The organism is Xanthomonas sp. LF06-19 (assembly GCF_034105425.1).
GTDB lineage: Bacteria > Pseudomonadota > Gammaproteobacteria > Xanthomonadales > Xanthomonadaceae > Xanthomonas_A > Xanthomonas_A sontii.
The window spans coordinates 215,805-242,397 of sequence record NZ_JAXGGH010000003.1 but is presented as its reverse complement, the minus strand read 5'-3'; the positions used below and the strand labels follow the sequence as shown (position 1 = coordinate 242,397).

General features: G+C 70.7%; 18 protein-coding genes. 10 read left to right on the top strand and 8 right to left on the bottom strand.

The window, feature by feature from the left end:
* Positions 1–93: 93 nt before the first annotated feature.
* The gene (locus tag SLW55_RS08030) at positions 94–1,296 is read right to left on the bottom strand and encodes a GAF domain-containing sensor histidine kinase (RefSeq protein ID WP_267083746.1); all 1,203 of its coding nucleotides are present in this window, start codon (positions 1,294–1,296) and stop codon (positions 94–96) included.
* A 133-nt stretch (positions 1,297–1,429) separates the two neighbouring features.
* Positions 1,430–1,855 (bottom strand): arsenate reductase (glutaredoxin), encoded by a 426-nt coding sequence (gene arsC, locus SLW55_RS08025; RefSeq protein WP_267083745.1) that lies wholly within the window; start codon positions 1,853–1,855, stop codon positions 1,430–1,432.
* A 409-nt stretch (positions 1,856–2,264) separates the two neighbouring features.
* Here arsC and SLW55_RS08020 point away from each other — a divergent pair, with 409 nt between their 5' ends.
* From SLW55_RS08020 to SLW55_RS08010, 3 genes are all read left to right on the top strand, one after another.
* Complete coding sequence (locus SLW55_RS08020; protein ID WP_267083744.1) at positions 2,265–2,669, top strand: DUF2946 family protein; 405 nt, start codon at positions 2,265–2,267, stop codon at positions 2,667–2,669.
* Between the two features lie 68 nt (positions 2,670–2,737).
* Entirely contained in the window at positions 2,738–4,792 is a 2,055-nt protein-coding gene (locus SLW55_RS08015) for a TonB-dependent receptor (RefSeq protein WP_320744928.1), read from the top strand.
* Positions 4,792–6,243, top strand: coding sequence for a PepSY domain-containing protein (locus SLW55_RS08010; protein WP_267083742.1), 1,452 nt, complete (start codon positions 4,792–4,794; stop codon positions 6,241–6,243). Before SLW55_RS08015 ends, SLW55_RS08010 begins: the two co-directional genes overlap by 1 nt.
* A gap of 292 nt (positions 6,244–6,535) precedes the next feature.
* Here SLW55_RS08010 and SLW55_RS08005 read toward each other — a convergent pair whose 3' ends face one another.
* From SLW55_RS08005 to SLW55_RS07995, 3 genes are all read right to left on the bottom strand, one after another.
* Positions 6,536–7,276 carry a phosphoadenylyl-sulfate reductase gene (locus tag SLW55_RS08005; protein ID WP_010341781.1) on the bottom strand — a complete coding sequence of 247 codons (741 nt, stop codon included), beginning with the start codon at positions 7,274–7,276 and terminating at the stop codon, positions 6,536–6,538.
* The gene (cysI, locus tag SLW55_RS08000; protein ID WP_320744927.1) at positions 7,273–8,997 is read right to left on the bottom strand and encodes an assimilatory sulfite reductase (NADPH) hemoprotein subunit; all 1,725 of its coding nucleotides are present in this window, start codon (positions 8,995–8,997) and stop codon (positions 7,273–7,275) included. The genes SLW55_RS08005 and cysI overlap by 4 nt, the downstream gene beginning before the upstream one ends.
* 118 nt (positions 8,998–9,115) lie before the next feature.
* The gene (locus SLW55_RS07995; protein WP_320744926.1) at positions 9,116–10,993 is read right to left on the bottom strand and encodes an assimilatory sulfite reductase (NADPH) flavoprotein subunit; all 1,878 of its coding nucleotides are present in this window, start codon (positions 10,991–10,993) and stop codon (positions 9,116–9,118) included.
* A 195-nt stretch (positions 10,994–11,188) separates the two neighbouring features.
* Between SLW55_RS07995 and cysD the strand changes: the two genes are divergently transcribed.
* From cysD to SLW55_RS07965, 6 genes are all read left to right on the top strand, one after another.
* On the top strand, positions 11,189–12,097 hold the full coding sequence (gene cysD / locus SLW55_RS07990; protein WP_017910600.1) for a sulfate adenylyltransferase subunit CysD: 909 nt from the start codon (positions 11,189–11,191) through the stop codon (positions 12,095–12,097).
* Positions 12,097–14,091: a sulfate adenylyltransferase subunit CysN gene (gene cysN / locus SLW55_RS07985; RefSeq protein WP_320744925.1), complete on the top strand. Its 1,995-nt coding sequence runs from the start codon at positions 12,097–12,099 to the stop codon at positions 14,089–14,091. Before cysD ends, cysN begins: the two co-directional genes overlap by 1 nt.
* 721 nt (positions 14,092–14,812) lie before the next feature.
* A complete protein-coding gene (locus SLW55_RS07980) occupies positions 14,813–17,491 on the top strand; it encodes a M1 family metallopeptidase (RefSeq protein WP_320744924.1) in 2,679 nt (892 codons plus the stop codon).
* A gap of 119 nt (positions 17,492–17,610) precedes the next feature.
* The gene (locus SLW55_RS07975; RefSeq protein ID WP_320744923.1) at positions 17,611–18,036 is read left to right on the top strand and encodes a hypothetical protein; all 426 of its coding nucleotides are present in this window, start codon (positions 17,611–17,613) and stop codon (positions 18,034–18,036) included.
* 148 nt (positions 18,037–18,184) lie between these two features.
* On the top strand, positions 18,185–19,282 hold the full coding sequence (locus SLW55_RS07970) for an efflux RND transporter periplasmic adaptor subunit (protein ID WP_320744922.1): 1,098 nt from the start codon (positions 18,185–18,187) through the stop codon (positions 19,280–19,282).
* Positions 19,279–22,404: an efflux RND transporter permease subunit gene (locus tag SLW55_RS07965; RefSeq protein ID WP_320744921.1), complete on the top strand. Its 3,126-nt coding sequence runs from the start codon at positions 19,279–19,281 to the stop codon at positions 22,402–22,404. Before SLW55_RS07970 ends, SLW55_RS07965 begins: the two co-directional genes overlap by 4 nt.
* Positions 22,405–22,428: 24 nt before the next feature.
* Here the strand turns inward: SLW55_RS07965 and SLW55_RS07960 are convergent, their stop codons facing one another.
* Together SLW55_RS07960 and SLW55_RS07955 are read right to left on the bottom strand one after the other, a co-directional pair.
* Entirely contained in the window at positions 22,429–23,550 is a 1,122-nt protein-coding gene (locus SLW55_RS07960) for a glycosyltransferase family 4 protein (protein ID WP_267099917.1), read from the bottom strand.
* A complete protein-coding gene (locus SLW55_RS07955) occupies positions 23,547–24,290 on the bottom strand; it encodes a polysaccharide deacetylase family protein (protein ID WP_267099916.1) in 744 nt (247 codons plus the stop codon). The genes SLW55_RS07960 and SLW55_RS07955 overlap by 4 nt, the downstream gene beginning before the upstream one ends.
* Before the next feature lie 164 nt (positions 24,291–24,454).
* Here SLW55_RS07955 and SLW55_RS07950 point away from each other — a divergent pair, with 164 nt between their 5' ends.
* The gene (locus tag SLW55_RS07950; protein ID WP_223875672.1) at positions 24,455–25,012 is read left to right on the top strand and encodes a GNAT family protein; all 558 of its coding nucleotides are present in this window, start codon (positions 24,455–24,457) and stop codon (positions 25,010–25,012) included.
* A 42-nt stretch (positions 25,013–25,054) separates the two neighbouring features.
* Here SLW55_RS07950 and SLW55_RS07945 read toward each other — a convergent pair whose 3' ends face one another.
* Positions 25,055–26,116 carry a hypothetical protein gene (locus tag SLW55_RS07945; protein WP_267099915.1) on the bottom strand — a complete coding sequence of 354 codons (1,062 nt, stop codon included), beginning with the start codon at positions 26,114–26,116 and terminating at the stop codon, positions 25,055–25,057.
* Between the last annotated feature and the right edge of the window lie 477 nt (positions 26,117–26,593).

The following is a 26,593-nucleotide window of genomic DNA, read 5'->3' as shown; positions in this document are numbered from 1 at the left end:
TCTTCCTTCTCCCCCCGGGAGAAGGTGCCCAGAAGGGGCGGATGAGGGTACTGGTGCCAGCACAAATACACCTGCGCCAGCGTGGCTCGGGCGTCAAGCGTCCGTGCTCGCCGCCGGCAGCAGCACAGTGAAGCGGCTACCGTGGCCCGGCTGGCTGCGCACTTCCACCGTGCAGCCCAGGGTCTCGGCGGCGCGGCGCACGATCCACAGGCCCAGGCCGAGGCCGTCGCTGCGCGGGTCGGCCTGGCGGAAGGCCTGGAACAGCGTGCGCAGGCCGTCTTCGTCCATGCCGATGCCGCGGTCGATGATCTCCACCGCCACCTGGTCGCCGCGGCGCCGGCAGCCGATCAGTACCTTGCCCTGCGCGGTGTACTTGACCGCGTTACCGAGCAGGTTGCCGAGCAACGTGGACAGCAAGGCCGCGCTGCTGCGCACGCGCAAGGACGTCGGCACGCTGCGCAGCTGCACGCCCTTGGCCGCGGCCTGCGGCTGCCAGGTGGCCAGGATCGGTGCCAGCACGTCGGCCAGGGCCAGGGTCTGCAGCGCCGGCAGGCGCAGCTCGCCGGCGGCGGCGTTGGTGGCGAGCTGGTCGAGCCCGCTGGCGACCTGGTTCAAGGCGGTACGTGCGGTCTCCAGCGAACCATCCTGCGCCGCGTCCTGCTGGCGCTGCAGCTTGCTCAGCGCGTACGACGCGGTGCGCAGCGGGGTCTTCAGGTCGTGGCCGGCGATGGCCATCAGGCGACTGCGGTAATGGTTGGATTCCTGCGCCAGATGCAGCGCCTTGCGCAGTTCCAGTTGGCCCATCGCCTGCCGCGCCAGCGCGCGCAGCGCTTCGATCTGCTCGTAGCTGAGCTGGCGCGGGCGCCGGTCCAGCACGCAGACGGTGCCCAGGGCCAGGCCGTCGGAGGTCTTCAGCAGCGCGCCGGCATAGAAGTGCAGGCGCATCTCGCCGGTGACCAGCGGATTGCAGGCGAAGCGCGGGTCCTCGCGGGTATCCGGCACCAGCAGCAGGTCGTCCTCGAGCAGGGCGTGCGCGCACAGCGAGGTCGCCAGCGGCGTTTCGCGCGTGCCCAGCCCGATCTCGCTCTTGAACCACTGGCGCTCGCTGTCGATCAGGTTGACCACCGCGATCGGCGCCTGGCAGATCAGCCCGGCCAGCCGGGTGATGTCGTCGAACGCCGGCTCGCGCGGGGTGTCCAGGATCGCGTAGCTGTGCAAGGCGTCCAGCCGCAGCGCTTCGTTGCGGGGCTTGGCCGCGCAATAGACCGGGTCGGCGGCGGGTTCGACGGGAGACATGCGGCGCGACTCGGGCGGAAAGGCACGCAGTCTATGGTACCTGTCACGGTTTTTGCCGACGCGGCGTTCACATTGTGCTCGCGTGCGCTGTACCTGCGCTTAGCGAATCGGCCGCGCCGGCGGTGTCGCCTGGTCAGCCCACCCAGCGGCCCTGCGCATCGACCAGCGGCGTCCCGTCCTCCTTGGCGAAGGCGCCGCGCTGCGGCGACGGCAGGATCTCCAGCACGGTCTCCGACGGCCGGCACAGGCGCGTGCCCAGCGGGCTGACCACGATCGGCCGGTTCAGCAGGATCGGGTGCTGCAGGATGGCCTCCAGCAGCGCGCCATCGTCCAGCGTCGGGTCGTCCAGCCCCAGCTCGGCATAGGGCGTGCCCTTCTGCCGCATCAGGTCGCGCAGCGGCAGCCCGCTGGCCGCCGCCAGCGTCTGCAGGGTGGCGCGGTCGGGCGGGGTCTTCAGGTATTCGATCACGGTCGGCTCGACGCCGCTGTTGCGGATCAGCCCGAGCACATTGCGCGAGGTGCCGCAGGCGGGGTTGTGGTAGATCGTGATCGTGGGCATGGGCGGCTCGCTGAGTGGGACGGAACAGGGGCGGCCGTGCCGGAATCCTGCACGCGGCCGCGGCCGATGGTGCCGCAATCGCGGCGCCATGCAAGCGCCGCGCTCGCCGGACACGGCGGTGCGCGGCGCCCGCGATGGTCGCCGCCGCGTCGGAAACGCCGGCCCGTCCTCGATCTGCAGAGAGCGCATGGTCCGGCCAGGCAACGGACGGACCACCTTGCCGGGCGCCTGGGCGGCGGCAGGACGATGGCGATGCGGCCGTGCTCCGGGGGCGGTAGCGGCCGCCGGGGCTTCGGTCTACCGACCGAGGACGCTGCCGGTCCGGCACCGCCACGACGTGCATGCGTCACTTCGCCGCACACGGCATCGCACGCGTTTCAATGGCCGTCGCACCCTCTAGAATGCGCCGATGGTCCGTCTCCGTCAGCTGCCGTCGTGTTGGGCCGCGCTCGCCGCGCTGGCGCTCGGCCTGCTGCTGCTGGCGCCGCCGATCAGCCAGTGGCGGCAGGCGCAGGCCGAGGCGGCGGCGTTGCAGGACCAGGCGCTGTGCACCAGTAGCGGCCTGCGTCTGGCCGCGCTGGCGGGAGCCGTCTCGGCGGCGCATGGCGGCCACCACGACGATGCCGGCCTGGCGCACGCGCCAGCCTGCGATTACTGCCTGCTTGCCGCGCGGCTGCTGCCCTGGGTAGTCCTGTTGCTGGCGTTGCTGCCCTGGCGCTGCCCGCCAGTGCCGGTGGCGGCGCGGCACAGCCTTGTCGTCACGGCCGCCGCACGCCGCGCACACCCGCCGCGCGGACCACCGCTGTTCTCCTGATCCACGGGTTGCCGTTCCCGTGCCGCGGCGCCGCTGCGGCACGCCCTCGTGCCGATGGAGTTTTCGCCATGTTCCGTTTTCCTGCCATGCCACCGGTGGTGGCGTGCTGTTGTGTGTGTCTCGCCGCGGCCGCGCCCGCCCATGCCGCCGACGCGCCGCCCGGCGCCGCCGGCGATTCCGTGCTGACCCTGGGCAAGGTCCAGGCCACCTCGCCGCTCGCCGCCGGTTCCAGCGCGCGCAGCGTGTTCAGTTCCGTCGACATCCTCGGCGGCGATCTGCTGCAGGACCAGCATGTGGACTACAGCTGGGAGTTGCTGATGCGCGCGCCCGGCGTGCAGGTGACCCAGTTCAAGATGGGCACCGACGCCGGGCGCTTCTCCTTCCGCGGCTTCAACGGCGAAGGCCGGATCAATGCGGTCAAGTTGCTGATCGACGGCGTGCCCAGCAACGACAATGCCGGCGCCATGCCGTACCTGGATGCGGTGTTCCCGCTGGACATCGCCGCGATCGAGATCGTGCGCGGTACCAACGACCCGCGCTACGGCCTGAACGCGATCGCCGGCAGCGTCGACGTGCTGACCCGCAGCGGCGGCAACGACGGCCGCGCCAGCGTCACCGTCGGCAGCTTCGGCACCCGCGAGGTGCAGGCGACGCAGGGCATCGAGCGCGGCGCCTGGAGCCAGAACTATTTCGCCGCCTGGCGCGACAGCGACGGCTACCGCGACCATGCCGACGCGCGCAAGCATGCGTTCGCCGGCAAGTGGTTCTACACCGATCCGGACGGGCGCTGGCGTGCCGGACTCAGCGCGCGCGACTACCGCAACACGGCGCTGGAGGCGGGGTATCTGGACTACGCCACCGCGCAGCGCGCGCCACGCAGTTCGCCCGACTACGCGCGCGACGACCGCAGCCAGCGCCACACCACGCAGGTGTCGCTGCACCTGGATGCGCGCCTGGCCGAGACCGTGCAGGGCAGCGCCAAGGCGTACTGGAACCGCTACGACAACCAGCGCTGGGTGCGCTTCACCGCGGCCGGCGCGCAGCAGGAACGCGACACCGACGAGCGCCAGCGCGGCATGCTGGCCAGGTTCAGCTGGCGCCCGGCGCTGGCGCGTGCCGACGCTTTCGCGCTGGAGGGTGGGGTCGATGCGCAGTGGCAGGACAACCTCTCGCAGCGTTATCGCACGGTTGCACGCGTGCGCACCGCGCCGTTGCGCGACTGGGACTTCGATCTGCATACCGAAGGCGCCTACGTGCAGGCGGTGCTGCGCCCGACCGAACGCCTGCAACTGGTGCCGGGCTATCGGGTGGATCGCGTCGGCGGGCAGTTCCGCGACCTCGCCAGCGGCGCGCGCTATCCGGCCTACGCCTACGGCACGATCCGCCAACCCAAGTTCAGCGCGGTGTACGCGCTGACCGCGCAGGCCAGCCTGTACGCCAACATCGGCCGCACCTTCCAGATCGGCAGCGGCAACGGCGCCTACCGTACCCAGGCGCGCAACCTGGCACCGTCCTACAACGATGGCTGGGAGACCGGCCTGAAGTTCGCCGGTGCGCAGCAGCGCTGGGACGCACGCGTGGCTTACTGGGAGCAGCGTGCGTCCGACGAAGTGGCCACGATCCTGGGCGTGAACGGCAGCGTCGGCACCGGCGAGGTCGGCAACGTCGGCAAGACCCTGCGCCGCGGCTGGGATGCGCAACTGAACCTGCGTCCGGACGAGCGCTGGACGCTGTGGCTGGCGTATTCGCGGCAGCGCGCGGTCATCGTCACCCCCGACCCGAGCGCGCCGGCCACACGCGGCAAGGAAATCGAGAGCGTGCCGCACTACCTGGCCAACGCCGGCATCGACTGGCAGGCCACGCCGCGGCTGACACTGTCGGCCTGGGGCAACGCACAGGGCGATTACTACGTGGAGCGCAGCAACACCCTCGGCCGCTACGGCGGCTACGCACTGGCCAATCTCGGCGCGACCTGGCGCTGGCGTGCACAGCGCGAGGTGTCGCTGCAACTGAAGAACCTGACCGACCGGCACTACGTCTACGCCTGGTACGACAGCGGGTCCTCCGGCTACTCGCCCGGCGACGGCCGCGCGCTGTACGCCACGCTGAGCTGGGGCTGGTGATGGCGACGCACTCTGCCGCGTCCGCTGTGGCGCCGGCACGCTTCTACCGCGCCGTGTGGCGCTGGCATTTCTATGCCGGCCTGCTGGTACTGCCGCTGCTGGTCTGGCTGGCGCTGACCGGTGCGGCCTTCGTCTATCAGCAGCCGATCGACGGCTACTTCCACCGCGCGCTGAAGACCGTGCCGGTAGCCGCCCACGCGCAGGCACTGGCGCCGCAGCGGCTGCTGGACGCGGCGCTGGCCGCGCAACCCGGCCAGGCACTGCGCTACACCACGCCGCCGCGGCGCGATGCCTCGGCGGAAGTGACCATCGCCACCGCCGATGGCCGCCGCGAGGTCGTGTACGTGGACCCGTACCGGGCGCGGGTGCTGGGGCAGTTGCCCGAGCACGGCACCGTGGCCTGGACGATCCGCCGCCTGCACAGCCTCGACTATGTCGGCTGGTTCGCCAACGCGCTGATCGAGGTGGCGGCCGGCTGGGCGATCCTGCTGGTGTTCACCGGCGTGTACCTGTGGTGGCCGCGCGGGCGCCGCGGCGGCGTGACCACGGTGCGCGGGCGGCCGGCGCAGCGGCTGTTCTGGCGCGATCTGCATGCGCTTACCGGCAGCGTGGTCGGGGTGCTGCTGCTGTTCCTGGCGCTGACCGGGATGCCGTGGTCGTGGTTCTGGGGCGCACAGGTCAACCGCCTGGCCAATGGTCATCACTACGGCTATCCGTCCGGGCTGCGGGTGGACCTGCCGATGTCGACGCAGCGGCTGAGCGACAGCGAGGTGCCGGCGTGGTCGCTACGCCAGGCGCGCCTGCCGCAGTCGTCGCCGCCGGCCGCGGACCCGCACGCGGCGCACGGCGCGCATGGCGGACACGAGGAGCATGGCGAACATGGCGAACATGGCGGCATGGCCGACATGCCGGACGCCATGCCGGCGGCGGGCGCGATCGGCCTGGATGCGGCGGTGGCGCGGTTCCAGTCGCGCGGCATCGCACCGGGCTACAGCGTGGCGCTGCCGCGCGGCGTGCGCGGGGTCTATACCGCCTCGGTGTATCCGCCGGACCTGGCACAGCAACGGGTGATCCATCTGGACCAGTACAGCGGCCAGGTGCTGCTGGATATGCGCTATGCAGACTACGGCCCGCTGGCCAAGACGCTGGAGTGGGGCATCAACGTGCATCTGGGCCAGGAGTACGGTGCGCTCAACCAGATCGTGCTGATCGTGGCCTGCCTGGGCATCGTGCTGCTGTGCGTGAGCGCGGCGGTGATGTGGTGGAAGCGGCGCCCACAGGGCGGGCTCGGGGTGCCGCCGCTGCCCGCGGACCGGCGCACGCTGCGCGGCGTGGTGGCGCTGCTGGTGCTGGGCGGGATGCTGTTTCCGCTGGTGGGTGTGTCCTTGCTGCTGATGCTGGGGCTGGACTGGGTGCTGGTGCTGCGGCGGGAGCCGGTGGTGGGGGCTTAGCGGGTCGAGGTCGGAAGCTACGGTGATTCCGCTGCGACAAGCGACGCCACCGGCGCATCCCACCTTGTGCAGTCGGGACTGAAGTCCCTCCCACAAGGCGCAGCCAGTACTGTCAGCACCCGCAGGAGACCGGGATTATGAGCCGTAGAAGCAGCTTCAGCCGCGGCCGGGCGTTCCCATGAAACCCGGTCGCGGCTGAAGCCGCTCCTAAGGGAAAGACGCGGTGTGGCCGGTAACGCCCGTCGCAGTTGACGCCGCGCCTACAAAGAGCCCGAACGTGTGCTGGCACGTCTCACAGATCCTCGTGGATCCCGCATTCGCGCTTGAGGCCGAAGAAGCGGGTGTCTTCCTCGCGCATGCCCGGTTCCCAGCGGCGGGTGGTGTGGAAATCGCCGATGGAGACGTAGCCCTGTTCCCACAGCGGGTGATAGGGCAGGTCGTGCTGCTGCATGTATTGCCACAGGTCGCGGTCGCTCCAGTCGGCGATCGGGTTGATCTTGTAGCGCTCGCCGCGCTTCTGCACGAACGGTGTCTGCGCGCGGCTGTCGGACTGGCTGCGACGCAGGCCGGTGAACCAGGTACCGACCTTCAGTTCGTCCAGGGCGCGGCGCATCGGCTCGACCTTGCGCAGGTTGTTGTACTGCTCGATGCCGACCATGCCCTGTTCCCACAGGCGGCCGTGGCGCGCTTCCATCCAGGCGCGGCTGACCAGCGGGCGATAGATCTTGAGGTTGAGCTTGAGCCGCTCGGTCAGCGCGTCGGCGAAGCGGTAGGTCTCGGCGAACAGGTAGCCGGTGTCGATCAGGATCACCGGGATGTCCGGGCGCTGCCGGGTCAGCAGGTGCAGGGTGGCGGCCGATTGCGCGCCGAAGCTGGACGACAGCGCCGCTTCGGCCGGGCCGTGCTGCAACGCCCAGGCCACGCGCTCGGGCGCGGACAGCGTCGCCAGCAGCGCATTGGCGGCATCGAGATCCAGGGCCGGCACCGGTGCGTTGGCGGAGGCGTCTTGGGAGGCGGCGGGCAGAGCGCTCATGCGTGCAGTTCCGACGGAATCAGGTGACGGTGGGTGGGATAGGCGGGCAACTCGACCACGCCAGTGCGGTGCAGGAAATCGCCGAAGCGCTCGTCCTCATGCCGCTCGTTGGCATAGCGCGCGAACAGCGGTTCCAGCGCGGCGAGGATCTCCGGCTCGGCGATGTTCTCGCGGTACAGGGTGTTGAGGCGCTGGCCGCGGTGGTCGCCGCCGAGCATCAGGTTGTAGCGGCCCGGCGCCTTTCCGACCAGGGCGATCTCGGCCAGGTAGGGCCGCGAGCAGCCGTTCGGGCAGCCGGAGAGGCGCAGCAGGATCGGCGCGTCCTGCAGGCCGTGGCGCGCCAGCAGCGGCTGCAGCTGTGCGGCGAAGGCCGGCAGGTAGCGCTCGGCCTCGGCCATCGCCAGGCCGCAGGTGGGCAGGGCCACGCAGGCCATGGCCGCGCGTGCCAGCGCGGTGGGCGCGCGGTTGCCGGCGTCCAGCGCATGCGCGCGCACCAGCGCGTCGATCGCCTCGCGTTGCGCCGCGGGAACGCCGGCGATCACCAGGTTCTGGTTCGCGGTCATGCGGAAGTGCGCGCCGTCGCCAGTGTTGCGCAGCTGCGCGGCGATCACGCGCAGGCCGCTGAGGTACTGTGCGCCGTCGGCGTGGTCGGCGATGCGCCCGGCCGGCAGCGACAGGGTCAGGTGCCAGCGGCCGTCCTCGCCGGTCTGCCAGCCGGCGCGGTCGCCGTTGTGCTCGAAGGCGAAGTCGCGCGTGGGCTGCAGGCGCACGCCGGCACGCCGCTCGATCTCCGCCAGCACCGTGTCCAGGCCGTGGTCGTCGATGGTGTACTTGAAGCGCGCGCGCTTGCGCACGGTGCGGTTGCCCAGGTCGCGCTGGGTGGTGACCACCGCGGTGGCGACGTCGAGCAACTGCGCGCGGTCGATGAAGCCGACCACGTTGGCCACGCGCGGGTAGGTCTCCGCATCGCCATGGCTGGCGCCCATGCCGCCGCCGAGGCTGACGTTGTAGCCGGCCAGCGTGCCGTCGGCGCCGAGCACGCCGATGAAGCCCAGATCGTTGGCGAACACGTCCACGTCGTTGATCGGGGGCAGCGCGAAACCGATCTTGAACTTGCGCGGCAGGTAGGCGTTGCCGTAGATCGGCTCGTCCTCCTGGCCGCTGCCGGCGACCTGCTCCTCGTCCAGCCAGATCTCGTAGTAGGCGCGGGTATTGGGCAGCAGGTGTTCGGACACGCGCGCGGCGTCGGCGTAGAGCGTGGCGTGCGCCTGCGAGGCCAGCGGATTGGCGGCGACCTGCACGTTGCGGTTGACGTCGCCACAGGCGGCCAGGGTGTCGATCAGCGCGGCGTTGATCGCCTGCATGGTCGCCTTCAGTTCGCGCTTGATCACCCCGTGGAACTGAAACGCCTGGCGCGTGGTGACGCGCAGCGAGTGGTTGCCGTAGGTGGTGGCGATGGCGTCGAGCTTGAGCCACTGCGCCGGATCGACCACCCCGCCCGGGGTGCGCGTGCGGATCATGAACTGGTAGGCCGGCTCCAGCTTCTGCCGGCGCCGCTCCTCGCGCAGATCGCGGTCGTCCTGCTGGTAGCTGCCGTGATACTTGATCAGGGTCTGATCGTCCTCGCGCAGCGCCCCGGTGACCGGATCGGCCAGGCTCTGCAGCAGCGACCCGCGCAAGCGCTGGCTGTGGTGCTTGATGTCTTCGACGGAGTGGGACATTGGGCAGGGAATCGAGAATAGGGAATAGGGAATTGCAAGAGCGGGTGCGTCGGATTACGGAAAGCCCGTCGAGGCCGGCTGTTGCCCATTCCCCATTCCCGTTTCCCGATTCCCCGCCTCAATAGACATCACGCGCATACCGCCCCTCTCGCTGCAGTTGGCTGAGGTAGGCGGCGGCGTCCTCGGGGCTGTGGGCGCCGTGTTCGGCGACGAGCTCCAGCAGGGTGGCGTGCACGTCCTTGCCCATGGCGATGGCGCCGCACACGTACAGGTGCGCGCCGTTCTGCAGCCAGTCGTAGACGGCACGGCCGTGTTCGCGCAGGCGCTGCTGCACGTAGACCTTGGAAGGAGCGGTGTTCCCGCGCAGCGGTTGCACGTCGCGCGAGAACGCCAGGTCCAGCCGGTGCAGTTCGCCGCTGCGCAGCGCCTGCTGCCATTCGGCCTGGTAGAGGAAGTCGTGGTTGAAGTGGCGGGCGCCGAAGAACAGCCAGTTGCGGCCGCTGGCGCCGCTCTCGGCGCGCTCCTGCACGAAGCCGCGGAACGGCGCCACGCCGGTGCCGGGGCCGATCATCAGGATGTCGCGGCTGGCGTCGGCCGGCACCCGGAAGCGTTCGTTGGGTTCGATGTACACCGGCGCGCTGTCGCCTTCGGCCAGGGCAGCCAAATAGCCGCTGGCGGCGCCACCGTGCGCATGGCCGTGCGCGTCGTAGGCCAGCACGTCGACGGTGAGGTGGGCTTCGTCGCCGACCCGCTTGCGGCTGGAGGCGATCGAGTACAAGCGCGGGACCATCGGCCGCAGCGCCTGCAGCAGCGCGGCGTGGTCCCAATCCGCCGGCCAGCGGCGCAGCACGTCGATCACTTGGTGATCGGCGAGCAGCGCCGCCAGGCCGGCGGTCTGGGTGGGGTCGAGCAGCTCGGTCAGCGCGGTCGCGCCGGCGCGTTCGGCGACCGCGCTGAGCAACGGGCGCGAGGCCCGGGTCAGTTCGCGGTGGCCGCTGAGCCACTCGTGCAGGGACAGTGTCTGCCCATCGGCGGTGAGTTCGGCGTGACCGTCCAGTCGCGTCGCGGTCAACACCGCCTCGACCAGCGCAGGCGGGTTGCGATGGCGCACGCCCAGGGCATCGCCGGGTTCGTAGTGCAGGCCGCTGCCGGCCAGCGACAGCTCCAGGTGGCGTACGTCCTTGTCGGCCGGGCCGTGCGCGGCGTAGCGCGGGCCCTTGAAGTCGCGGCCGCTGATCGGCTGGTTGGCCAGCACTTCGGCGGCGAACGGCTGGGTGCGGCTCCAAGCCGTCGCCGCGGTGCCGCGCAGCGGGGTCACCGTGGCCGACGGCGCCGCGGGCGTGTGGCGGCCCAGTACGTCGCGTGCCTGCGCCAGCGCCTGCACGCGCCATGGCGCCGCGACCGTCTCGATCTCCAGGTCGGCCTCGCCCAGCGGCAGCAGCCGCTGCGCGCCGAGTTCGGCCAGGCGCGCATCCAGGCGCCGGGCGATGCCGCAGAAATCGGCGTAGCTGGAATCGCCCAGGCCGAGCACGGCGTACTGCAGCTGCGGCAGCTTTGGCGCGCGCCGGCTCTGCAGGAACTCGACGAAGCCGATCGCATCGTCCGGCGGGTCGCCCTCGCCCTGGGTGCTGATGACCACGTACAGCAGGCGTTCGTTGCCCAGTTCGCGGGTGGGATAGACGTCGGCGCGCAGCAGGCGCACCGCCAGCCCGGCGGCTTCGGCCTCGGCGGCCACCTGTTCGGCGGCGCGGCGCGCGTTGCCGGTCTGGCTGCCGTAGACGATGCTCAACTGCGGCGCGGGCGAGGGTGACGCGGCGGCACCGGCGACCACGGCCAGCGCCGGCGTTGTCGGCCCCTGCGCCTGGGCCAGGCCGGCGGCGTAGCCGGACAGCCACCACAGGCCGGCCGCGTCCAGGCCCTCCACGGTCCGCGCCAGCAGTGCCTTGCGCTCCTCGGGCAAGGGGCTGGGCGGCAACGCGGGCGAGGCGGCGGTCATGGCCGGTCCGGGTGTTGGGAAGGGATGACCGATGTTAGGGAAGCGTTGCGCGGTGCAGAAAGGAACAGGGGTTATCGGCTCATGCCCGGGGCTTATTTCTGCCGGGCGGCCGGCGCGACGCACACTGCCGCCCCGACTGCCACGACCGCTGCTACGCTTCGGTCCGGTCTCCTACTGCCTGCCGCCGCCGTCTCGATGAGTGCGTTCCCCCTGTCCCACCTCGACCGCCTCGAGGCCGAGAGCATCCACATCCTGCGCGAGGTCGCTGCCGAGTTCCGCAACCCGGTGCTGCTGTATTCGGTGGGCAAGGACAGCTCGGTTCTGCTGCACCTGCTGCTCAAGGCGTTCGCGCCGGCGCCGCCGCCGATCCCGCTGCTGCACGTGGACACGCGCTGGAAGTTCCGCGAGATGATCGCCTTCCGCGACCGCCGCGCCGCCGAGACCGGCGTGGAGCTGCGCGTGCACATCAATCCCGACGGCGTCGCCCAGGACGTCGGCCCGTTCAGCCACGGCGCCAGCGTGCATACCGACGTGATGAAGACCCAGGCGCTCAAGCAGGCGCTGGACCTGTGGAAGTTCGATGCCGCCATCGGCGGCGCGCGCCGCGACGAGGAGAAGGCGCGCGCCAAGGAGCGCGTGTTCTCGTTCCGCAACGCGCACCACCGCTGGGATCCCAAGCAGCAGCGTCCGGAGTTGTGGAATCTGTACAACCCGCGCATCCATCCCGGCGAGAGCGTGCGCGTGTTCCCGCTGTCCAACTGGACCGAGCTGGACATCTGGCTGTACATCTACCGCGAAGCGATTCCGGTGGTGCCGCTGTACTTCGCCGCCGAGCGCCCGGTGGTGGAGCGCGACGGCGCGCTGATCATGGTCGACGACGCACGCCTGCCGTTGCGTCCCGGCGAAACCCCGCAACTGCGCCGCGTGCGCTTCCGCACCCTCGGCTGCTACCCGTTGACCGGCGCGATCGAGTCGCAGGCCGACACCCTGGAGAAGATCATCGCCGAGATGCTGCAGGCCACCACCTCCGAACGCCAGGGCCGGATCATCGACCAGGATCCGGGCGCCTCGATGGAGCAGAAGAAGGTGGAGGGGTATTTCTGATGGGCCGGGAATCGGGAACAGGGAATCGGGAATCGCAAGTGCAAAAGCAAGCATCGCCGCCATCTGGCGCGTCGCAGGAGACCGCTGTTTCCATTCCCCATTCCCCATTCCCTATTCCCGTAGGCGGCGACGCAGTCGCCGCCTACCTGCAGCAACACGAACACAAGCCGCTGCTGCGCTTCATCACCTGCGGCAGCGTCGACGACGGCAAGAGCACGCTGATCGGTCGCTTGCTGTACGACAGCAAGCGGCTGTTCGACGACCAACTGGCTGCGCTCGGTGTCGACAGCAAGCGCCACGGCACCCGCGGGGGAGCCATCGACTATGCCCTGCTGCTGGACGGCCTGGCCGCCGAGCGCGAGCAGGGCATCACCATCGACGTGGCCTACCGTTACTTCGATACCGACCGGCGCAAGTTCATCGTCGCCGACTGCCCCGGGCATGCGCAGTACACCCGCAACATGGCCACCGGCGCCTCCACCGCCGATGTGGCGGTGGTGCTGGTCGATGCGTCCAAGGGCGTGCTGACCCAGACCCGCCGGCACAGCTACATCGTCGCGCTGCTGGGCATCCGTCACGTGGTGCTGGCGGTCAACAAGATGGACCTGGTCGGCTTCGCGCAGGCGACGTTCGACGCGATCGCCGCTGAGTACCGCGCGCTCGCCGCGCAGTTGGGCATCGCCGACGTGCAGTGCATTCCGCTGTCGGCGCTGGAGGGCGACAACCTGTCGCAGCGTTCGGCGCGCATGCCCTGGTATGCCGGCCCGGCACTGCTCGAACATCTGGAAGGCGTGCAACTGGACGCGCGCGGCGGCGACGGCGGCCTGCGCCTGCCGGTGCAGTGGGTCAACCGGCCGCACGCGCAGTTCCGCGGCTTCGCGGGCACCGTGGCGGCCGGCGCGGTGCAGCCTGGCGATGCGGTGGTGGTGTTGCCGTCGGCGCGGCGCGCGCAGGTCGCGCAGGTGCTGATCGGCGCCGAGCCGGTGCCGCGCGCGGTCGCCGGGCAGGCAGTGACCCTGACCCTGACCGAGGAGATCGACGTCAGCCGTGGCGATGTGATCGCCGCTGCCGGCGATCCGCCGGAGGTGGCCGACCAGTTCGCCGCGCACGTGCTGTGGATGGATGATGCCGCGCTGCTGCCGGGTCGCCCGTACTGGCTGAAGATCGGTGCGCGCACCGTGGCCGCCAGTGTCACCGAGATCAAGCACCGCATCGACGTCAACACGCAGGAGCGGCTGGCGGCCAAGCGCCTGGAACTCAACGAGGTCGGTTACTGCAACCTGGCGCTGGACCAGCCGATCGCCTTCGCCCCGTACGCGCAGGACCGTGCGCTCGGCGGCTTCATCCTGATCGACCGCCACAGCAACGCCACCGTCGCCGCCGGGACCCTGGATTTCGCGCTGCGCCGCGCCGGCAACGTGCATTGGCAGCACCTGGACGTGGACAAGGCCGCGCGCGCGCGGATCAAGGGACAGACACCGAAGGTGCTGTGGTTCACCGGCCTGTCCGGCGCCGGCAAGTCGACCATCGCCAACCTGGTCGACAAGCGCCTGCACGCACTGGGCTACCACACCTTCATCCTCGATGGCGACAACGTGCGCCATGGCCTGAACCGCGATCTGGGCTTCACCGACGAGGATCGCGTGGAGAACATCCGCCGCGTCGCCGAGGTGGCCAGGCTGATGACCGATGCCGGCCTGATCGTGCTGGTCAGCTTCATCTCGCCGTTCCGCGCCGAGCGGCAACTGGCGCGCGAGCGCTTCGGCGAGGGCGAGTTCCTCGAAGTGTTCGTCGACGTGCCGTTGCCGGTGGTCGAGGCGCGCGACGTCAAGGGCCTGTACGCCAAGGCGCGCGCTGGCCTGATTCCCAACTTCACCGGCATCGACTCCCCGTACGAGGCGCCGGAGCGGCCGGAACTGCACCTGCACGCCGATGGCGACAACGTCGAAGCGCTGGCCGCGCAGGTGCTGGCGGCGCTGGGGTTGCAGGACTGAGGCGGGGGCGGGGCGTTGCGAGGCTCGATCGCCTTCCCGATGCCGCCGCACTGTAGAAGTCACTGTCATGCACTCGCGCCGAAGGGCGCCCGCCAGGCACCCGACCTTGAGGCGTCGGGACTGAAGTCCCTCCCACAGTGCACCCAGCCAACGTGTCGTAAGGCTCGGCAGGAGCTGTTCCGTCACACGCGAATAGCGCTCGCTGTTGCCGAAATCAGCGTTGTTGTGTGTCCATCAGGATCGACAGGCAATGAGCGCCACCACGCGCAGCGCATTTGTTGGCGGACACGGCAATGACCCAGGCGTGCGCAGCAGTCGCAGTTGCTTCGGCCTTTGCTGTTGATGTTGCTCTGGCTTTTGATTGAACGGGTTCCCTTCCGCAGCGGCGGCCATCGCGGGGAAAAACCCCGCAGGGGCGGCGCACATGGATGTGCGCCGTTCGCGGCAGGGGCAGGATGCTCCTTCCGCGAATCCCCGGGATGGACGCGGACCCGGAGCGCGTCAGCGCGGAGGGCGCAAGGCAGGGTGTGCTTGACCACAGCCGAAGGCTGATCAAAGTGACTCGCCGCAAGGCGAAAGCCCTGGCTGTTGCTTGAGATGTAGGGGCCGGACGTGAAGAGCCTCCGCGGTGCCCGCGGGCTAAATCACGGGCGGTCAACACGTGACAGCCGCGGCCGCGCATGCTTAAGTCGTCGCCCTCCTCATCGGCGAAGGCCCGTCCATGCCAGCTCTGTCCCGTCGCGTGCTGTTCTCCGTCCTCGCGCTGTGCTGCGGCGCGGCCTGTGCGCAGGCCCCCGATGCGGTGCCGACCGGACGCCTGCCGAATTGGGCGGTGCCGGAGCACTATGCGCTGGACTTGAAGATCGATCCGGAGCGCACCCACTTCGACGGCACCGCCACCCTGCGCGTGCGCCTGGAGCGCGCCTCCGACCATCTGTGGCTGCACGGCAAGGAGTTGCGGGTGAGCAAGGCCACGCTGCGCACCGCCGATGGTGCGTCGTTCCCGGTTCGCTACACCCAGGCCGACGCGCAGGCCGGCGTGGCCCGCATCGCTTTCGGGCGCACCCTGCAGCCGCAGGAGCTGACCCTGACCATCGTCTACAGCGCGCCGTTCAATCAGCAGTTGCAGGGGCTCTACCAGGTCAAGGCGCAGGGGCATGCCTACGCCTTGACGCAGATGGAGCCGATCAGTGCGCGCTACGCCTTCCCCGGCTTCGACGAGCCGGCGCTGAAGACGCCGTTCGCGCTGCGTCTGACCGTGCCCGAGGGCGAGCAGGCGCTGGCCAATACCCGCGCCGAGTCCACCGAGCCGGCGGGCAAGGGCTGGAAGACCGTGCGCTTCGCCGAGACCGTGCCGCTGCCGACCTACCTGGTGGCTTACGCGGTCGGGCCGTGGGACGTGGTCGACGGACCGGCATTGCCGGCCACGCCGCAGCGCCCGCAGTCCACCCCCTTGCGCGGCGTCGCTGCACAAGGACAGGGCCCGCGCATCCGGCGCGCGCTGCAGCAGACGCCGGAGATCATCACCGCGCTGGAGGACTACTACGACTTCGGCTATCCGTTCGACAAGCTGGATCTGGTGGCCGCGCCGGACTTCTCTGCCGGCGCGATGGAGAATCCCGGTTTCGTCACCTTCCGCGACTGGCTGCTGTTGCTGGACGACCATTCGCCGCGGCACAACGTCGAGGGCTCGTTCAACGTCACCGCGCACGAGCTGGCGCACCAATGGACCGGCGACACGGTGACCATGGCCTGGTGGGACGACCTGTGGCTCAACGAGGCCTTCGCCACCTGGATGCAGCAGAAGATCACCATGCGCCTGCGGCCGCAGTACCGCGCCGACCTGGACCGCATCAGTGCCGCGCATGACGCGATGAACAACGACAGCCTGGTCAGCGCGCGCAAGATCCGCCAGCCGATCACCGGCAACGGCGACATCGAGACCGCCTTCGACAGCATCACCTACCGCAAGGGCGCCGCGGTGCTGGGCATGTTCGAGCAGTTCGTCGGCGAGGATACCTTCCGCAGCGGCATGCGCAGCTACATTCGCGCGCACCGCTTCGGCAACGCCACTGCCGACGACCTGGTCGATGCCATCGCCGCCGCGGCCGGCAAGGATGAGGAGTTCAAGGCCGCGTTCCGCAGCTTCCTCGACCAGCCCGGCGTGCCCTATCTGCAAGCGCAGCTGCAGCCCGAGGCGGGCGGCGCGGTGCTGCAACTGCACCAGCAGCGCTTCCTGCCGCTGGGCTCGCGCGGCAACGCCGCACAGACCTGGGGCGTGCCGGTGTGCGTCAAGTACGGCACGCGCCAGGGCGTGCGCCGCGCCTGCCAGATGCTGTCTTCCGGCGACGGCCGCCTCGCGCTCGCTGGTGCCGATGCCGACAGCTGGGTGATGCCGAATGCCGGCGGCACCGGCTACTACCGCTTCGCCCTGCCCAAGCCGCAGCTGGCCGCGCTCGGTCGCCATCTCGATGCGCTCGACGATGCCGAGAAGCTGGCCTATGCCGATGCCATCGACAGCGCGTTCCGCACCGGCGAGGCCGATACCGCGGACGTGATCGCGGCGATGCAGCAACTGGCGCCGGCCAAGGCCACGGCGGTGGCCACCGCGATGAACGACCGCATCGCCTGGATCTGGCGGGTGCTGGCGCGCGACGAGGCGCAGCGCGCCATGCTGCGCCAGGCCACCGACGCCGCGTTCGGCGCACGCCTGCGGGCGCTGGGCGATCGGCGCCGCGCCGGCGACAGCGATGACGACGTGGCGCTGCGCTCCACCCTGGCCGAACTGCTCGGGGTGACCATGGGCGTGCCGGCGGTGCGGCAGGCGCTGCTGGCCCAGGGCGATGCGGTGCTGGCCGGCAAGGGCGGTGCGCTGGATTTCGCCGCCGCCAACCCGGATCTGCTTGGCGCAGCGCTGACGGTGGCGGTGCAGGCGCGTGGCGCGCCCGCGGTGGACGCATTGATCGCGGCCCTGCGCGGTCACGGCGAACCGGCCCAGCGCAACGCGATGATCGAAGCGCTCGGCGCCGTGCAGGATCCGCAGCAGGTGCAGAAGGTGCGCGATTTCGCCCTGACCGATGCGATCAAGGTCGGCGAGATGAACAGCCTGCTGATGGGCGCGCATGCCGAGCCGGCCACGCACGCCTCGATGTGGCCCTGGTACACCGCGCACTTCGATCGCATCGTGGCGCGCTCCGGTTCCTTCGACGGCGGTCGCTTGCCGGCGCTGGCGGCCAGCGGTGGCTGCGATGCCGCCGAAGCGGACCGGCTGGAGGCGTTCTTCACGCCGCGCCTGAAGGCACTCAGCGGCGCCGACCGCGGCCTTGCGCAGACCGCCGAAACGATTCGCCTGTGCAGTGCGCTGCAAGCGCGGCAGCGCGCCGCGTTTCCGCCGCACTGATCGCAGTTGCCAGGCCCCTGCGCCGCCCGCATGCTATGCGGCGCGCACTCGCGCGGCAGGCGTAGGGATGGCGGATTCGGTGGCGGACGACGCTGCCGGGCAACGTTCAGGGGGAACGCATGGATCCGAAGCTGCATGACGTGTTGACCAGAACCAATGTGGCCGAACTGGTCCAACCGGCGTGCGCCGAACAGGTGACGCATCAGCCGGTGCAGCCCGAGCCAGCGCCGCCGCCGCCCCCCAGATACGCCACCTCCGATCCGTTCCAGTACCACCTGGCCAGCACAGAGGTCGTCGGCAAATTAGCCGAGGGGCGTACGTCGCCGGCGCTGCGCTTTTTCGGCTGGCTGGTGTTCGGACTGCCGATGGCCTCGTTCGGATTGATGATGCTGCACGCGATCTGGTATGACGCGTCGGCGCATGCCCTGTATGTGCCGCACAGCCTGGGGCAGGCGGTGCGCATGCTGCTTGGGACTGCATCGGCGCTTGCCTTCGTGGTGGCCTATCCGTACTTCACCCGGCGTCGTACCGGCAAGACTGATTGAGCGGCCCAAGCCGTGCCACGCGTGCGCTGCGTCTCATCGCGCAGCGCATGCGTTGGCCGGCAAGGGTCGTCGGTCATGGTCGCGACGTGTCAACGCCCGTCACGCCAGGCCGTTAGACTGGGTCGAACTCCACGCGTCCGGGATCTCCATGCCGCACCGACCACGCGCCGGCGTCCGCCTGGTGTGCCTTCTGTTGTCCTCGCTCGCGCTCGCCGGTTGCGGCAAGGCCCCGGCGCCGGCCGCAGCGAGTGCCGCGATTCCGGTGACGCTGCAGACGGTGCAGCCCCGTGAGTGGAACGACAGCCTGGCCGCGCTGGGCACGGTCAAGGCCCGCGAGTCGGTGACGCTGACCGCCAAGGTCAGCGAGATCGTGGAGCGCGTGCATTTCGAGAGTGGCCAGGAAGTGGCGGCCGGCGCGCCGCTGGTGACGCTGCGCGGGCAGGGCCAGCAGGCGGCGTTGCGCGAGGCGGAGGCTACCTACACCGAGGCCGAGCAACTGTATCGGCGGCAGAGCGAACTTGTCGGGCGGCAACTGGTGTCGCGCGCGCAACTGGACACGCAACGCGCGCTGCGCGATGCCGCGCAGGCGCGGGTGCTGCAGATGCGCGCGGAGATCGGCGACCGCAGCGTGCGCGCGCCGTTCGCCGGCGTGCTCGGCCTGCGCCAGGTCAGCCCCGGCGCGCTGCTGACGCCCGACGCGACCATCGCCACGCTCGACGACGTGGCCCAGGTCTACGTGGATTTCCAGGTGCCGGAGGCGGCGCTGTCGACGGTGAAGGCGGGCGATGCCGTCGGCGGCCGCAGCGTGGCCTATCCGGGGCGCGCCTTCGACGGCAAGGTCGCCACCGTGGATGCGCGCGTGGATAGCGCCACCCGCGCGGTCACCGTGCGTGCCGCGTTCGACAACGCCGACCGCGCGCTGCGCCCGGGCATGCTGATGGACGTGCGCCTGTATCGGCCCGCCCGGCAGGCGCTGGTGATCCCGGAGATCGCGGTGGTGCAGGTGGGGCGTGACGCTTTCGTCTATCGCGTCGGCGTCGACGCCACCGTGGCGCGCACCGACGTGCGCACCGGCGCGCGCCGCGACGGCCTGGTCGAGATCGTCGACGGCCTGCAGTCCGGCCAGCGCATCGTGGTCGAGGGCACCGGCAAGCTGCGTCCGGGCGTGGCCGTGGTCGATGCCGCCGCCGGCATGAACGGCGGCGGCGCGCGCAGCGGCAGCGCCGCGGCGGACCTGGCGCGATGAAGCTGTCCGACGTCTCCATCACCCGGCCGGTGTTCGCCGCGGTGATGAGCCTGTTGCTGGTGGTGTTGGGGGTGATGGCGTACAGCCGGCTGACCCTGCGCGAGTTGCCGGCGATCGATCCGCCGATCGTGTCGGTGGAGGTGCGTTACCCCGGCGCCTCGGCGGCGGTGGTGGAGAGCCGCATCACCCAGGTGCTGGAGGACGCGCTGGCCGGCATCGAAGGCATCGAGACGATCCAGGCGCGCAGTTCCAACGGCGTGGCCGACATCAGCATCGAGTTCCGCGCCACCCGCGACATCGAGGCCGCCGCCAACGACGTGCGCGACGCGGTCAGCCGCGTGCTCGACCGCCTGCCCGACGAGGCCGACGCGCCGGAGATCGCCAAGGTCGAGGCCGATGCCGACGCCATCCTGTGGCTCAACATGAGCTCCAGCACGATGGATGCGCTGAAGCTGTCCGACTACGCCGAACGCTACGTGGTGGATCGCCTGTCCAGCATCGAAGGCGTGGCCCAGGTGCGCCTGGGCGGGCGCCAGCGCTATGCGATGCGGATCTGGCTGGACCGCGACCAGTTGGCCGCGCGCGATCTCACCGTGGCCGACGTGGAGAACGCGCTGGCCCGCGAGAACGTCGAACTGCCGGCCGGCCGCCTGGAGTCGGCCGACCGCGACTTCACCCTGCGCGTGGAGCGCAGCTACCGCGCGCCGGCGGATTTCGCCACGATCCCGCTCGGCAAGGGCCGCGACGGCTACGTGGTGCGGCTGGGCGACGTGGCCAAGGTGGAACTGGCCTCGGCCGAGCGCCGCGCCTACTTCCGCAGCAACGGCGTGCCCAACGTCGGCCTGGGCATCGTCAAGACCTCCACCGCCAACAGCCTGGATGTGGCCCGCGCCGCGCGCGCGGCCGCGGAGCAGATCCAGCAGACCCTGCCCAAGGGCACGCAGATCTTCGTCGCCTTCGATTCCACCGTGTTCATCGATGCCTCGGTGGAACGCGTCTACCACACCCTGATCGAGGCGGTGGTGCTGGTGCTGGTGGTGATCTGGCTGTTCCTGGGCAGCGTGCGCGCGGCGCTGATCCCGGCGGTGACGGTGCCGGTGTGCCTGGTGGCCGCGTTCATCGCGCTGTATGCGTTCGGCTTCTCGATCAACCTGCTGACCCTGCTCGCCCTGGTGCTGTGCATCGGCCTGGTGGTGGACGATGCGATCGTGGTGGTGGAGAACATCCAGCGTCGCGTCGACCTGGGCGAACCGGCGCTGGTGGCGGCGCGGCGCGGCACCGCGCAGGTCGCCTTCGCGGTGATCGCCACCACCGCGGTGCTGGTGGCGGTGTTCCTGCCGGTCGGCTTCCTCGAAGGCAACACCGGGCGCCTGTTCCGCGAACTGGCGGTGGCGCTGGCCGCGGCGGTGGCGATTTCCGCCTTCGTCGCGCTGACCCTGACCCCGATGATGTCGTCCAAGCTGCTCAAGGCGCACGCGCGCGAGCAGCCCAACCGCGTGCATGGCTGGGTCGAGGCGCGGCTGCAGGGGCTGAGCGCGCGCTACCGGCGCGTGCTCGAGCGCCACGTCGGCCGCGCCTGGGTGTTCGGCGCGCTGATGCTGGCGGCGCTGGCGGCCAGCGCGCTGCTGGCGCGGGTGATTCCCTCGGAGCTGGCGCCGGCCGAGGACCGCGGCTCGTTCCAGGTGATGATCGATGCGCCGGAAGGCGCCGGCTTCGACTACACGGTGGGGCAGATGCACCAGGTCGAGACCATCCTCGACCGCCACCGCGGCGACGGCCAGCCGATCGCACGCGCCAATCCGCGCGTGCCCGGCAGTTTCGGCGCCAGCGAGGAGATGCACACCGGCCGGGTCAGCGTGTTCCTGCGCGACTGGAGCGAGCGCGACGTGGCCACCGCCGACGTCGCCGCGACGCTGCAGGAGGAACTGCGCGCCTTGCCCGGCGTGCGTGCGCGCACCCAGGTCGGCGGCGGCCTGGTCAATAGCCGCGGGCAGCCGTTCCAGATCGTGCTCGGCGGCCCCGACTACGCCGAGATCGCGCAATGGCGCGACCGCCTGCTCGCGCGCATCGCCGACAACCCCGGGCTGGTCGGGGCGGACTCGGACTACAAGGAAACCCGGCCGCAGATGCGCGTGGAGATCGACCGTCAGCGGGCAGCCGACCTCGGCGTGCCGGTGACCGAGATCGGCCGCGCGCTGGAGACGCTGATGGGCGCGCGCCAGGTCACCACCTTCGTCGACAACGGCGAGGAGTACGACGTGATGCTGCAGGCCAGTCGCGACGGCCGCGCCGATCCGGCCGACCTGGCGGCGATCCGGGTACGCGCCGACAGCGGCCAGCTGATCCCGCTGTCCAACCTGGTGACCCTGCGCGAAGTCGCCGAGCCGGGCAACCTGCACCGCTTCAATCGCCTGCGTGCCATCACCATCAACGCCGGCCTGGCCCCGGGCTATCCGCTCGGCGAGGCGATCGCCTGGGCGCAGCAGGTGGCGCGCGAGGAACTGCCCGATTACGCGCAGCTCGACTGGAAGGGCGAATCGCGCGAGTACCAGAAGGCCGGCGGCGCGGTGCTGCTGACCTTCGCCCTGGCCTTGCTGATCGTGTACCTGGTGCTGGCGGCGCAGTTCGAGAGCTTCATCCACCCGCTGGTGATCATGCTGACCGTACCGCTGGGCGTGCTCGGCGCGCTGATCGGCCTGGCGATCAGCGGCGGTACGCTCAACCTGTTCAGTCAGATCGGCATCGTGATGCTGGTCGGGCTGGCGGCCAAGAACGGCATCCTGATCGTCGAGTTCGCCAACCAGTTGCGCGATGCCGGGCGCAGCGTGCGCGATGCGATTGTAGAAGCCTCGGCGGTGCGCCTGCGGCCGATCCTGATGACCTCGCTGGCCACCGTGGTCGGCGCGATCCCGCTGGTGGTCGCCGGCGGCCCCGGATCGGCCAGCCGCGCCACCATCGGCATCGTGGTGATCTTCGGCGTGTCGGTGTCCACGCTGCTGTCGCTGTTCGTGGTGCCGGCCTTCTATGCGCTGCTGGCGCCGTACACGCGCTCGCCGGACGCGGTGCAGCAGCGCCTGCAGCAACTGGAAGCGCAGACGCCGTCGGTCGGCGGCCACGCCTGAGCCGGGCCGCTCAGGCAGCCGCGCTCAGGCCGGATCGACGCGCGACGGCGCCAGCGGCTGCGGCGCGCAGCGCGGCTGCTGCAGCAGGTGCACGAACTGCGCGGCGATCACCGCGCCACCGAAATGGCGCTGCACGAAGTCGCGCCCGGCCTGGCCCATGCGCTGGCGCCGTTCGCCGTCGCATAGGCGCAGGATCGCGTCGCGCCAGCGATCGATGTCGCCGGGCGTGAGCAGTTCGCCGCTGACCCCGGGGTCCAGCGTCTCCGCGGTACCGCCGACGTGGCTGGCCAGCACCGGCACGCCGCTGGCCTGCGCCTCCACCGAGACCCGGCCGAAGGTTTCCGGCGCCAGCGACGGGAACGCCAGCATCGACATCGCGTTGTAGTAGGGCGTGGTGTCGTTGACCCAGCCGACGAAGCGGTGGCGCTGGCCGTGCGGCTGGGCCGCAGCCTGCGCCTGCAACTGCGCCGCGTCCGGGCCGTCGCCCAGCCACAGGCAGTGCAGCCGCGGCTCCTCCGCCATCGCCGCCCCAGCGGCTTCCAGCAGCGGGAAGATGCCCTTGCCGGCATGCATGCGCCCGCTGTAGCCGAGCACGATCGCATCCTCGGGCAGGCCCTGGGCGGCGCGGATGGCGCGGCCGCGCTCCGGATCCGGGCGCAGCCGCTCCATGGTCACCGGGTTGTACAGCACCTGCACCAGCGCCTCCGGCACGCCGCGCTCCAGGTAGGCCTGGCGCGCGTAGTGCGACACCGCGAAGAAGCGCGCCGCCAGGCGCGGGATCGCATAGCCGGACAGCGCACTCATCGCCGGCGTGCGGTGGCGGAACAGCGTGACCGGGATGCCCAGCACGCGTCCGGCCAGCAGCAGCGGCCAGTATTCCTTGCCGAAGTTGCCGACCAGCCAATCCGGCCGGCTGCGCCGCGCCACGCGCAGCAGCGGCCGGTAGCCGTCCGGGTCCAGCACGTTGCGGAAGTGTCCGACGTGCACGGTGATGCCGCTGCGGCGCAATTCGTCGGCGATCAGGCCGCCCTCGCAGGCGATGACCTCGACCTGATGACCGACGCCGGCCAGCGCCTGCGCCAGCGCCACGAAATGGGTGGCCGCGCCGGTGTTTTCGGGATTGGTGCCGACGAACAGGAATTTCATCCGCGCCGGTCCTCGTAGGCGGTGAAGGCGCGCAGCGCGAACTGCGGCAGCAGGTGGTGGCGCGCGACCTGGATGCGCGGGTAGCGCATCGGGTCCGAGCCGGCCGGGGCGCGGCCGCGGCGGGTGCTGGTGGCGGCGGTGTAGCCGGCCTCGCGCACCACGTCGGCGACACGGTCGTCCACATCGCCATAGGGGTAGCAGAACTGCGGCACCGCCTCGCCGAGCAGGTCCTCCAACTCGCGCTTGCAGCCGCCGATCTCCTCGCGCAGCGCCGCATCGCTGCAGCCGGTCAGGTGCGGGTGCGAGCGGGTGTGCGCGCCGATCTCCATGCCGCCGGCGCGCCACTGGCGCAGCTCGGCGAGGTTCATCAGCGGCTTCTCGATGCCCAGCTTCTGCGCATCCCACACGTTGTGGCGGCCGATGCAGCCGCTGACCATGTACACCGTGGCGGTGAAACCCAGCCGCTGCAGCACCGGCAGCGCCGCGTGCAGGTTGTCCAGGTAGCCGTCGTCCAGGGTGACCACCGCGACCTTGCCCTGGCGTTCGCCGCGCAGGTACGGCATGGCATCGGACATGGACACGCCGCGGTAGCCCAGCCGCTGCAGCAGGCGCATCTGCCGGGCGAAGCGGCCCGGGCTCACGTACAGGCTGCGGTACACCTGCAGGTGCCGCGGCGCCTCGGCCACGTTGTGGTACATGAAAATCGGAATGCGGGCCGTGGTGGCGGTGTCGGAGGGCATCGGGGAACGGCTCTTTGGACGGAAGGGCGAGGTGCGGCGCGAGAGTCTACCGGGCCTGGCTTTCGCTGGTCTGTCGGGTAAAACCCTCAGCCGTAGACGATCGCGCCGCCGTGCAGGCCGCGGCCGGCGGCTATGCTGCGCTTCCGTTGCCGCAGGAGCCGCCGATGTCCGAGACCGCCGCTGCCGCCCCCTGGCGCGATCTGCAACTGCATCTGGACGGCATCGTGCTGCGGCGATGGCGTGCCGAGGACCTGGATGCGCTGGTCCGCCACGCCGACGACGCACAGGTGGCGCGCGGGCTCAGCCGGCGCTTTCCGCATCCCTACACGCGCGCCGACGGCGAGGCCTTCCTGGGCGGGCAGGTGATCGACCTGAACGACCCGGTGCTGGCGATCGAAATCGGCGGCGAGGCCTGTGGCGGGATCGGCCTGCATGCAGCGGCGCAGCCGGCGCCGGAGCGGGCCGAGCTCGGCTACTGGCTTGGCCGCGCGCACTGGGGCCAGGGCCGGATGACCCGCATCGTCGCCGCCTACCTGGACTGGGCGGTGCCGGCGTTGCGCCTGCAGCGGATCGAGGCGTTGACGCTACCAGACAACCATGGCTCGGCGCGCGTGCTGCAGAAGAACGGCTTCGTTGAGATCGGCACGCGCCGCGAACTGTCGTTGCGCGATGGACAGCCGCGCGATTTGCGCCTGTTCGCGCGGACCGGGGCGGCGGCCTGAGTCGCGCGTCGCCCGTGCGAGCGACGCGCGCGGGTTACCGCTTCAGTAGGAAATGGTGGCCGAGGTCGCGGTGGTGTCCACCGCGTAGTTGCATTGCACGTCCAGGCCCGAGCTGTCGCTGTACGACACCCACGCCGGCGACGCCACCTTCTGCATGCGGTAGTCGTAGACGCCGATCGCATCGAAGGTGATGCTCCCGTCCGGCGGATACTGGTCGCAGCTGTCCACCGCATAGACTTCCAGCGCGCCGCCCACCACCAGGTGCGTCCGGGAGTTGATGTCGTAGGTGGTGCTGAGCCGCACGCTCTGGCCGGTGGTGACGTTGCGCGTGTCCACGTTCCAGTTCGTGCAGGGCAGGCCGTTGTTGCAGGTCGCGTAGGTGTCGCCGACGATCCGGTCGCCGGCCCTGGCCGCGATGAAGTCGCTGTGCCACACCATGCCGTCCTGGCAGCAGTTCCAACTGCTCAGGTCCCAGCTGTCGTTGTAGCCGCGGTAGCCGAGCACCGGTTGCAGGATCGTGGGATCGTCGCTCTGCATCCCTGGGAAGAAGTACACCGTCTGCTGCGCCACGTTGGTCGGGTTCTGCGGCACCGTCCAGCTGGCCACGATGCGCCCCATCTTGTTGCCGGTCACGTCGATGGCCGACTGCACCCAGTCGTGGGTGATCGGTGGCGGCACCGCGCCGCGCGCGCGTGTTGCCCGCAGCGCCGCGCCAGCGCGGATCGGCTGGCCGTCCAGGCCACGTCCGTCGGGGTGGACGCGGGTGCCGTTGGGGGTGAAGTTGTCCTGGGTGCAGGCCTGCGCCTGTTCGCGCGCGCCATCGGCATGCTGCAGGGCGCCGTCGGCGAGCACGCGGTCGCTGCTATGGACCTGGCGCACGCAGGCCGGCGCGAAGTAGCCGAACGGCGTCTGGATGTAGTCGTCGGGGACGTTGGTGGGCTTGTGCGCGGCGGGCAGGGCACCGACCCGCGCCAGGCGGGCGTCGGGCGCGGCGGTCCGGGCCAGTGCGCTGGCGCTCAGGCCGAGCAGGGGCAGCATCAGCAGCAGGGCGGCGTGCACGCAGCGGCGTGCGGACGAGGAAAACGGACGGATGTCGGAGTGCATGGGAATCGCCTTGTCGTGAGAATGCGGAGTGCGTTCTCGGGAGCCCGCGGAGCACGGCGCTGCGCGATGCGGCGGCGCAGGCCATCGCAGGTATCCCGTCTGCGAAGCGAATGGCACGGTGATGGTGGGTCGATGGCGCCTGTGTGGCGGCGGAAGGAGCGGCGACAATGGACCCGATGCGCACGCCAGGCTTGTCGGATTTGCGCATGCGCTGCCGCGAATTCCGCACGGTGGAAGGCGGGAGCGAACCACTTCACGGTGCGGCCGGAATGCGAGTTGCGCTTTGCGGCGCATGACGTAGACAAGTCTCGGGGCCGCGCTGCGTCATGCCGGGGCAGCCAGTGGGGCGCGGATGAGCGAAAATCCCCGCAGCGCGCCGTCCCGGGCGCGCGCCCCGTGCGTTTTTCAGGAGAGTCCCATGCGTCATGCCCTTCGTTCCCGCTGTGCCGCGTCGGCGCGGTGCGCCTGCGCCGCGGG

Coding starts and splice junctions, on each gene's coding strand:
- SLW55_RS07950 (WP_223875672.1), top strand. CDS start 24,455: ATGTCCGAGACCGCCGCTGCCGCCCCCTGGCGCGATCTGCAACTGCAT.
- SLW55_RS08015 (WP_320744928.1), top strand. CDS start 2,738: ATGTTCCGTTTTCCTGCCATGCCACCGGTGGTGGCGTGCTGTTGTGTG.
- cysN (WP_320744925.1), top strand. CDS start 12,097: ATGGGCCGGGAATCGGGAACAGGGAATCGGGAATCGCAAGTGCAAAAG.
- SLW55_RS08010 (WP_267083742.1), top strand. CDS start 4,792: ATGGCGACGCACTCTGCCGCGTCCGCTGTGGCGCCGGCACGCTTCTAC.
- SLW55_RS08030 (WP_267083746.1), bottom strand. CDS start 1,296: ATGTCTCCCGTCGAACCCGCCGCCGACCCGGTCTATTGCGCGGCCAAG.
- SLW55_RS07955 (WP_267099916.1), bottom strand. CDS start 24,290: ATGCCCTCCGACACCGCCACCACGGCCCGCATTCCGATTTTCATGTAC.
- arsC (WP_267083745.1), bottom strand. CDS start 1,855: ATGCCCACGATCACGATCTACCACAACCCCGCCTGCGGCACCTCGCGC.
- SLW55_RS08005 (WP_010341781.1), bottom strand. CDS start 7,276: ATGAGCGCTCTGCCCGCCGCCTCCCAAGACGCCTCCGCCAACGCACCG.
- SLW55_RS08020 (WP_267083744.1), top strand. CDS start 2,265: ATGGTCCGTCTCCGTCAGCTGCCGTCGTGTTGGGCCGCGCTCGCCGCG.
- SLW55_RS07965 (WP_320744921.1), top strand. CDS start 19,279: ATGAAGCTGTCCGACGTCTCCATCACCCGGCCGGTGTTCGCCGCGGTG.
- SLW55_RS07945 (WP_267099915.1), bottom strand. CDS start 26,116: ATGCACTCCGACATCCGTCCGTTTTCCTCGTCCGCACGCCGCTGCGTG.
- SLW55_RS07960 (WP_267099917.1), bottom strand. CDS start 23,550: ATGAAATTCCTGTTCGTCGGCACCAATCCCGAAAACACCGGCGCGGCC.
- cysI (WP_320744927.1), bottom strand. CDS start 8,997: ATGTCCCACTCCGTCGAAGACATCAAGCACCACAGCCAGCGCTTGCGC.
- SLW55_RS07970 (WP_320744922.1), top strand. CDS start 18,185: ATGCCGCACCGACCACGCGCCGGCGTCCGCCTGGTGTGCCTTCTGTTG.
- SLW55_RS07995 (WP_320744926.1), bottom strand. CDS start 10,993: ATGACCGCCGCCTCGCCCGCGTTGCCGCCCAGCCCCTTGCCCGAGGAG.
- SLW55_RS07975 (WP_320744923.1), top strand. CDS start 17,611: ATGGATCCGAAGCTGCATGACGTGTTGACCAGAACCAATGTGGCCGAA.
- SLW55_RS07980 (WP_320744924.1), top strand. CDS start 14,813: ATGCCAGCTCTGTCCCGTCGCGTGCTGTTCTCCGTCCTCGCGCTGTGC.
- cysD (WP_017910600.1), top strand. CDS start 11,189: ATGAGTGCGTTCCCCCTGTCCCACCTCGACCGCCTCGAGGCCGAGAGC.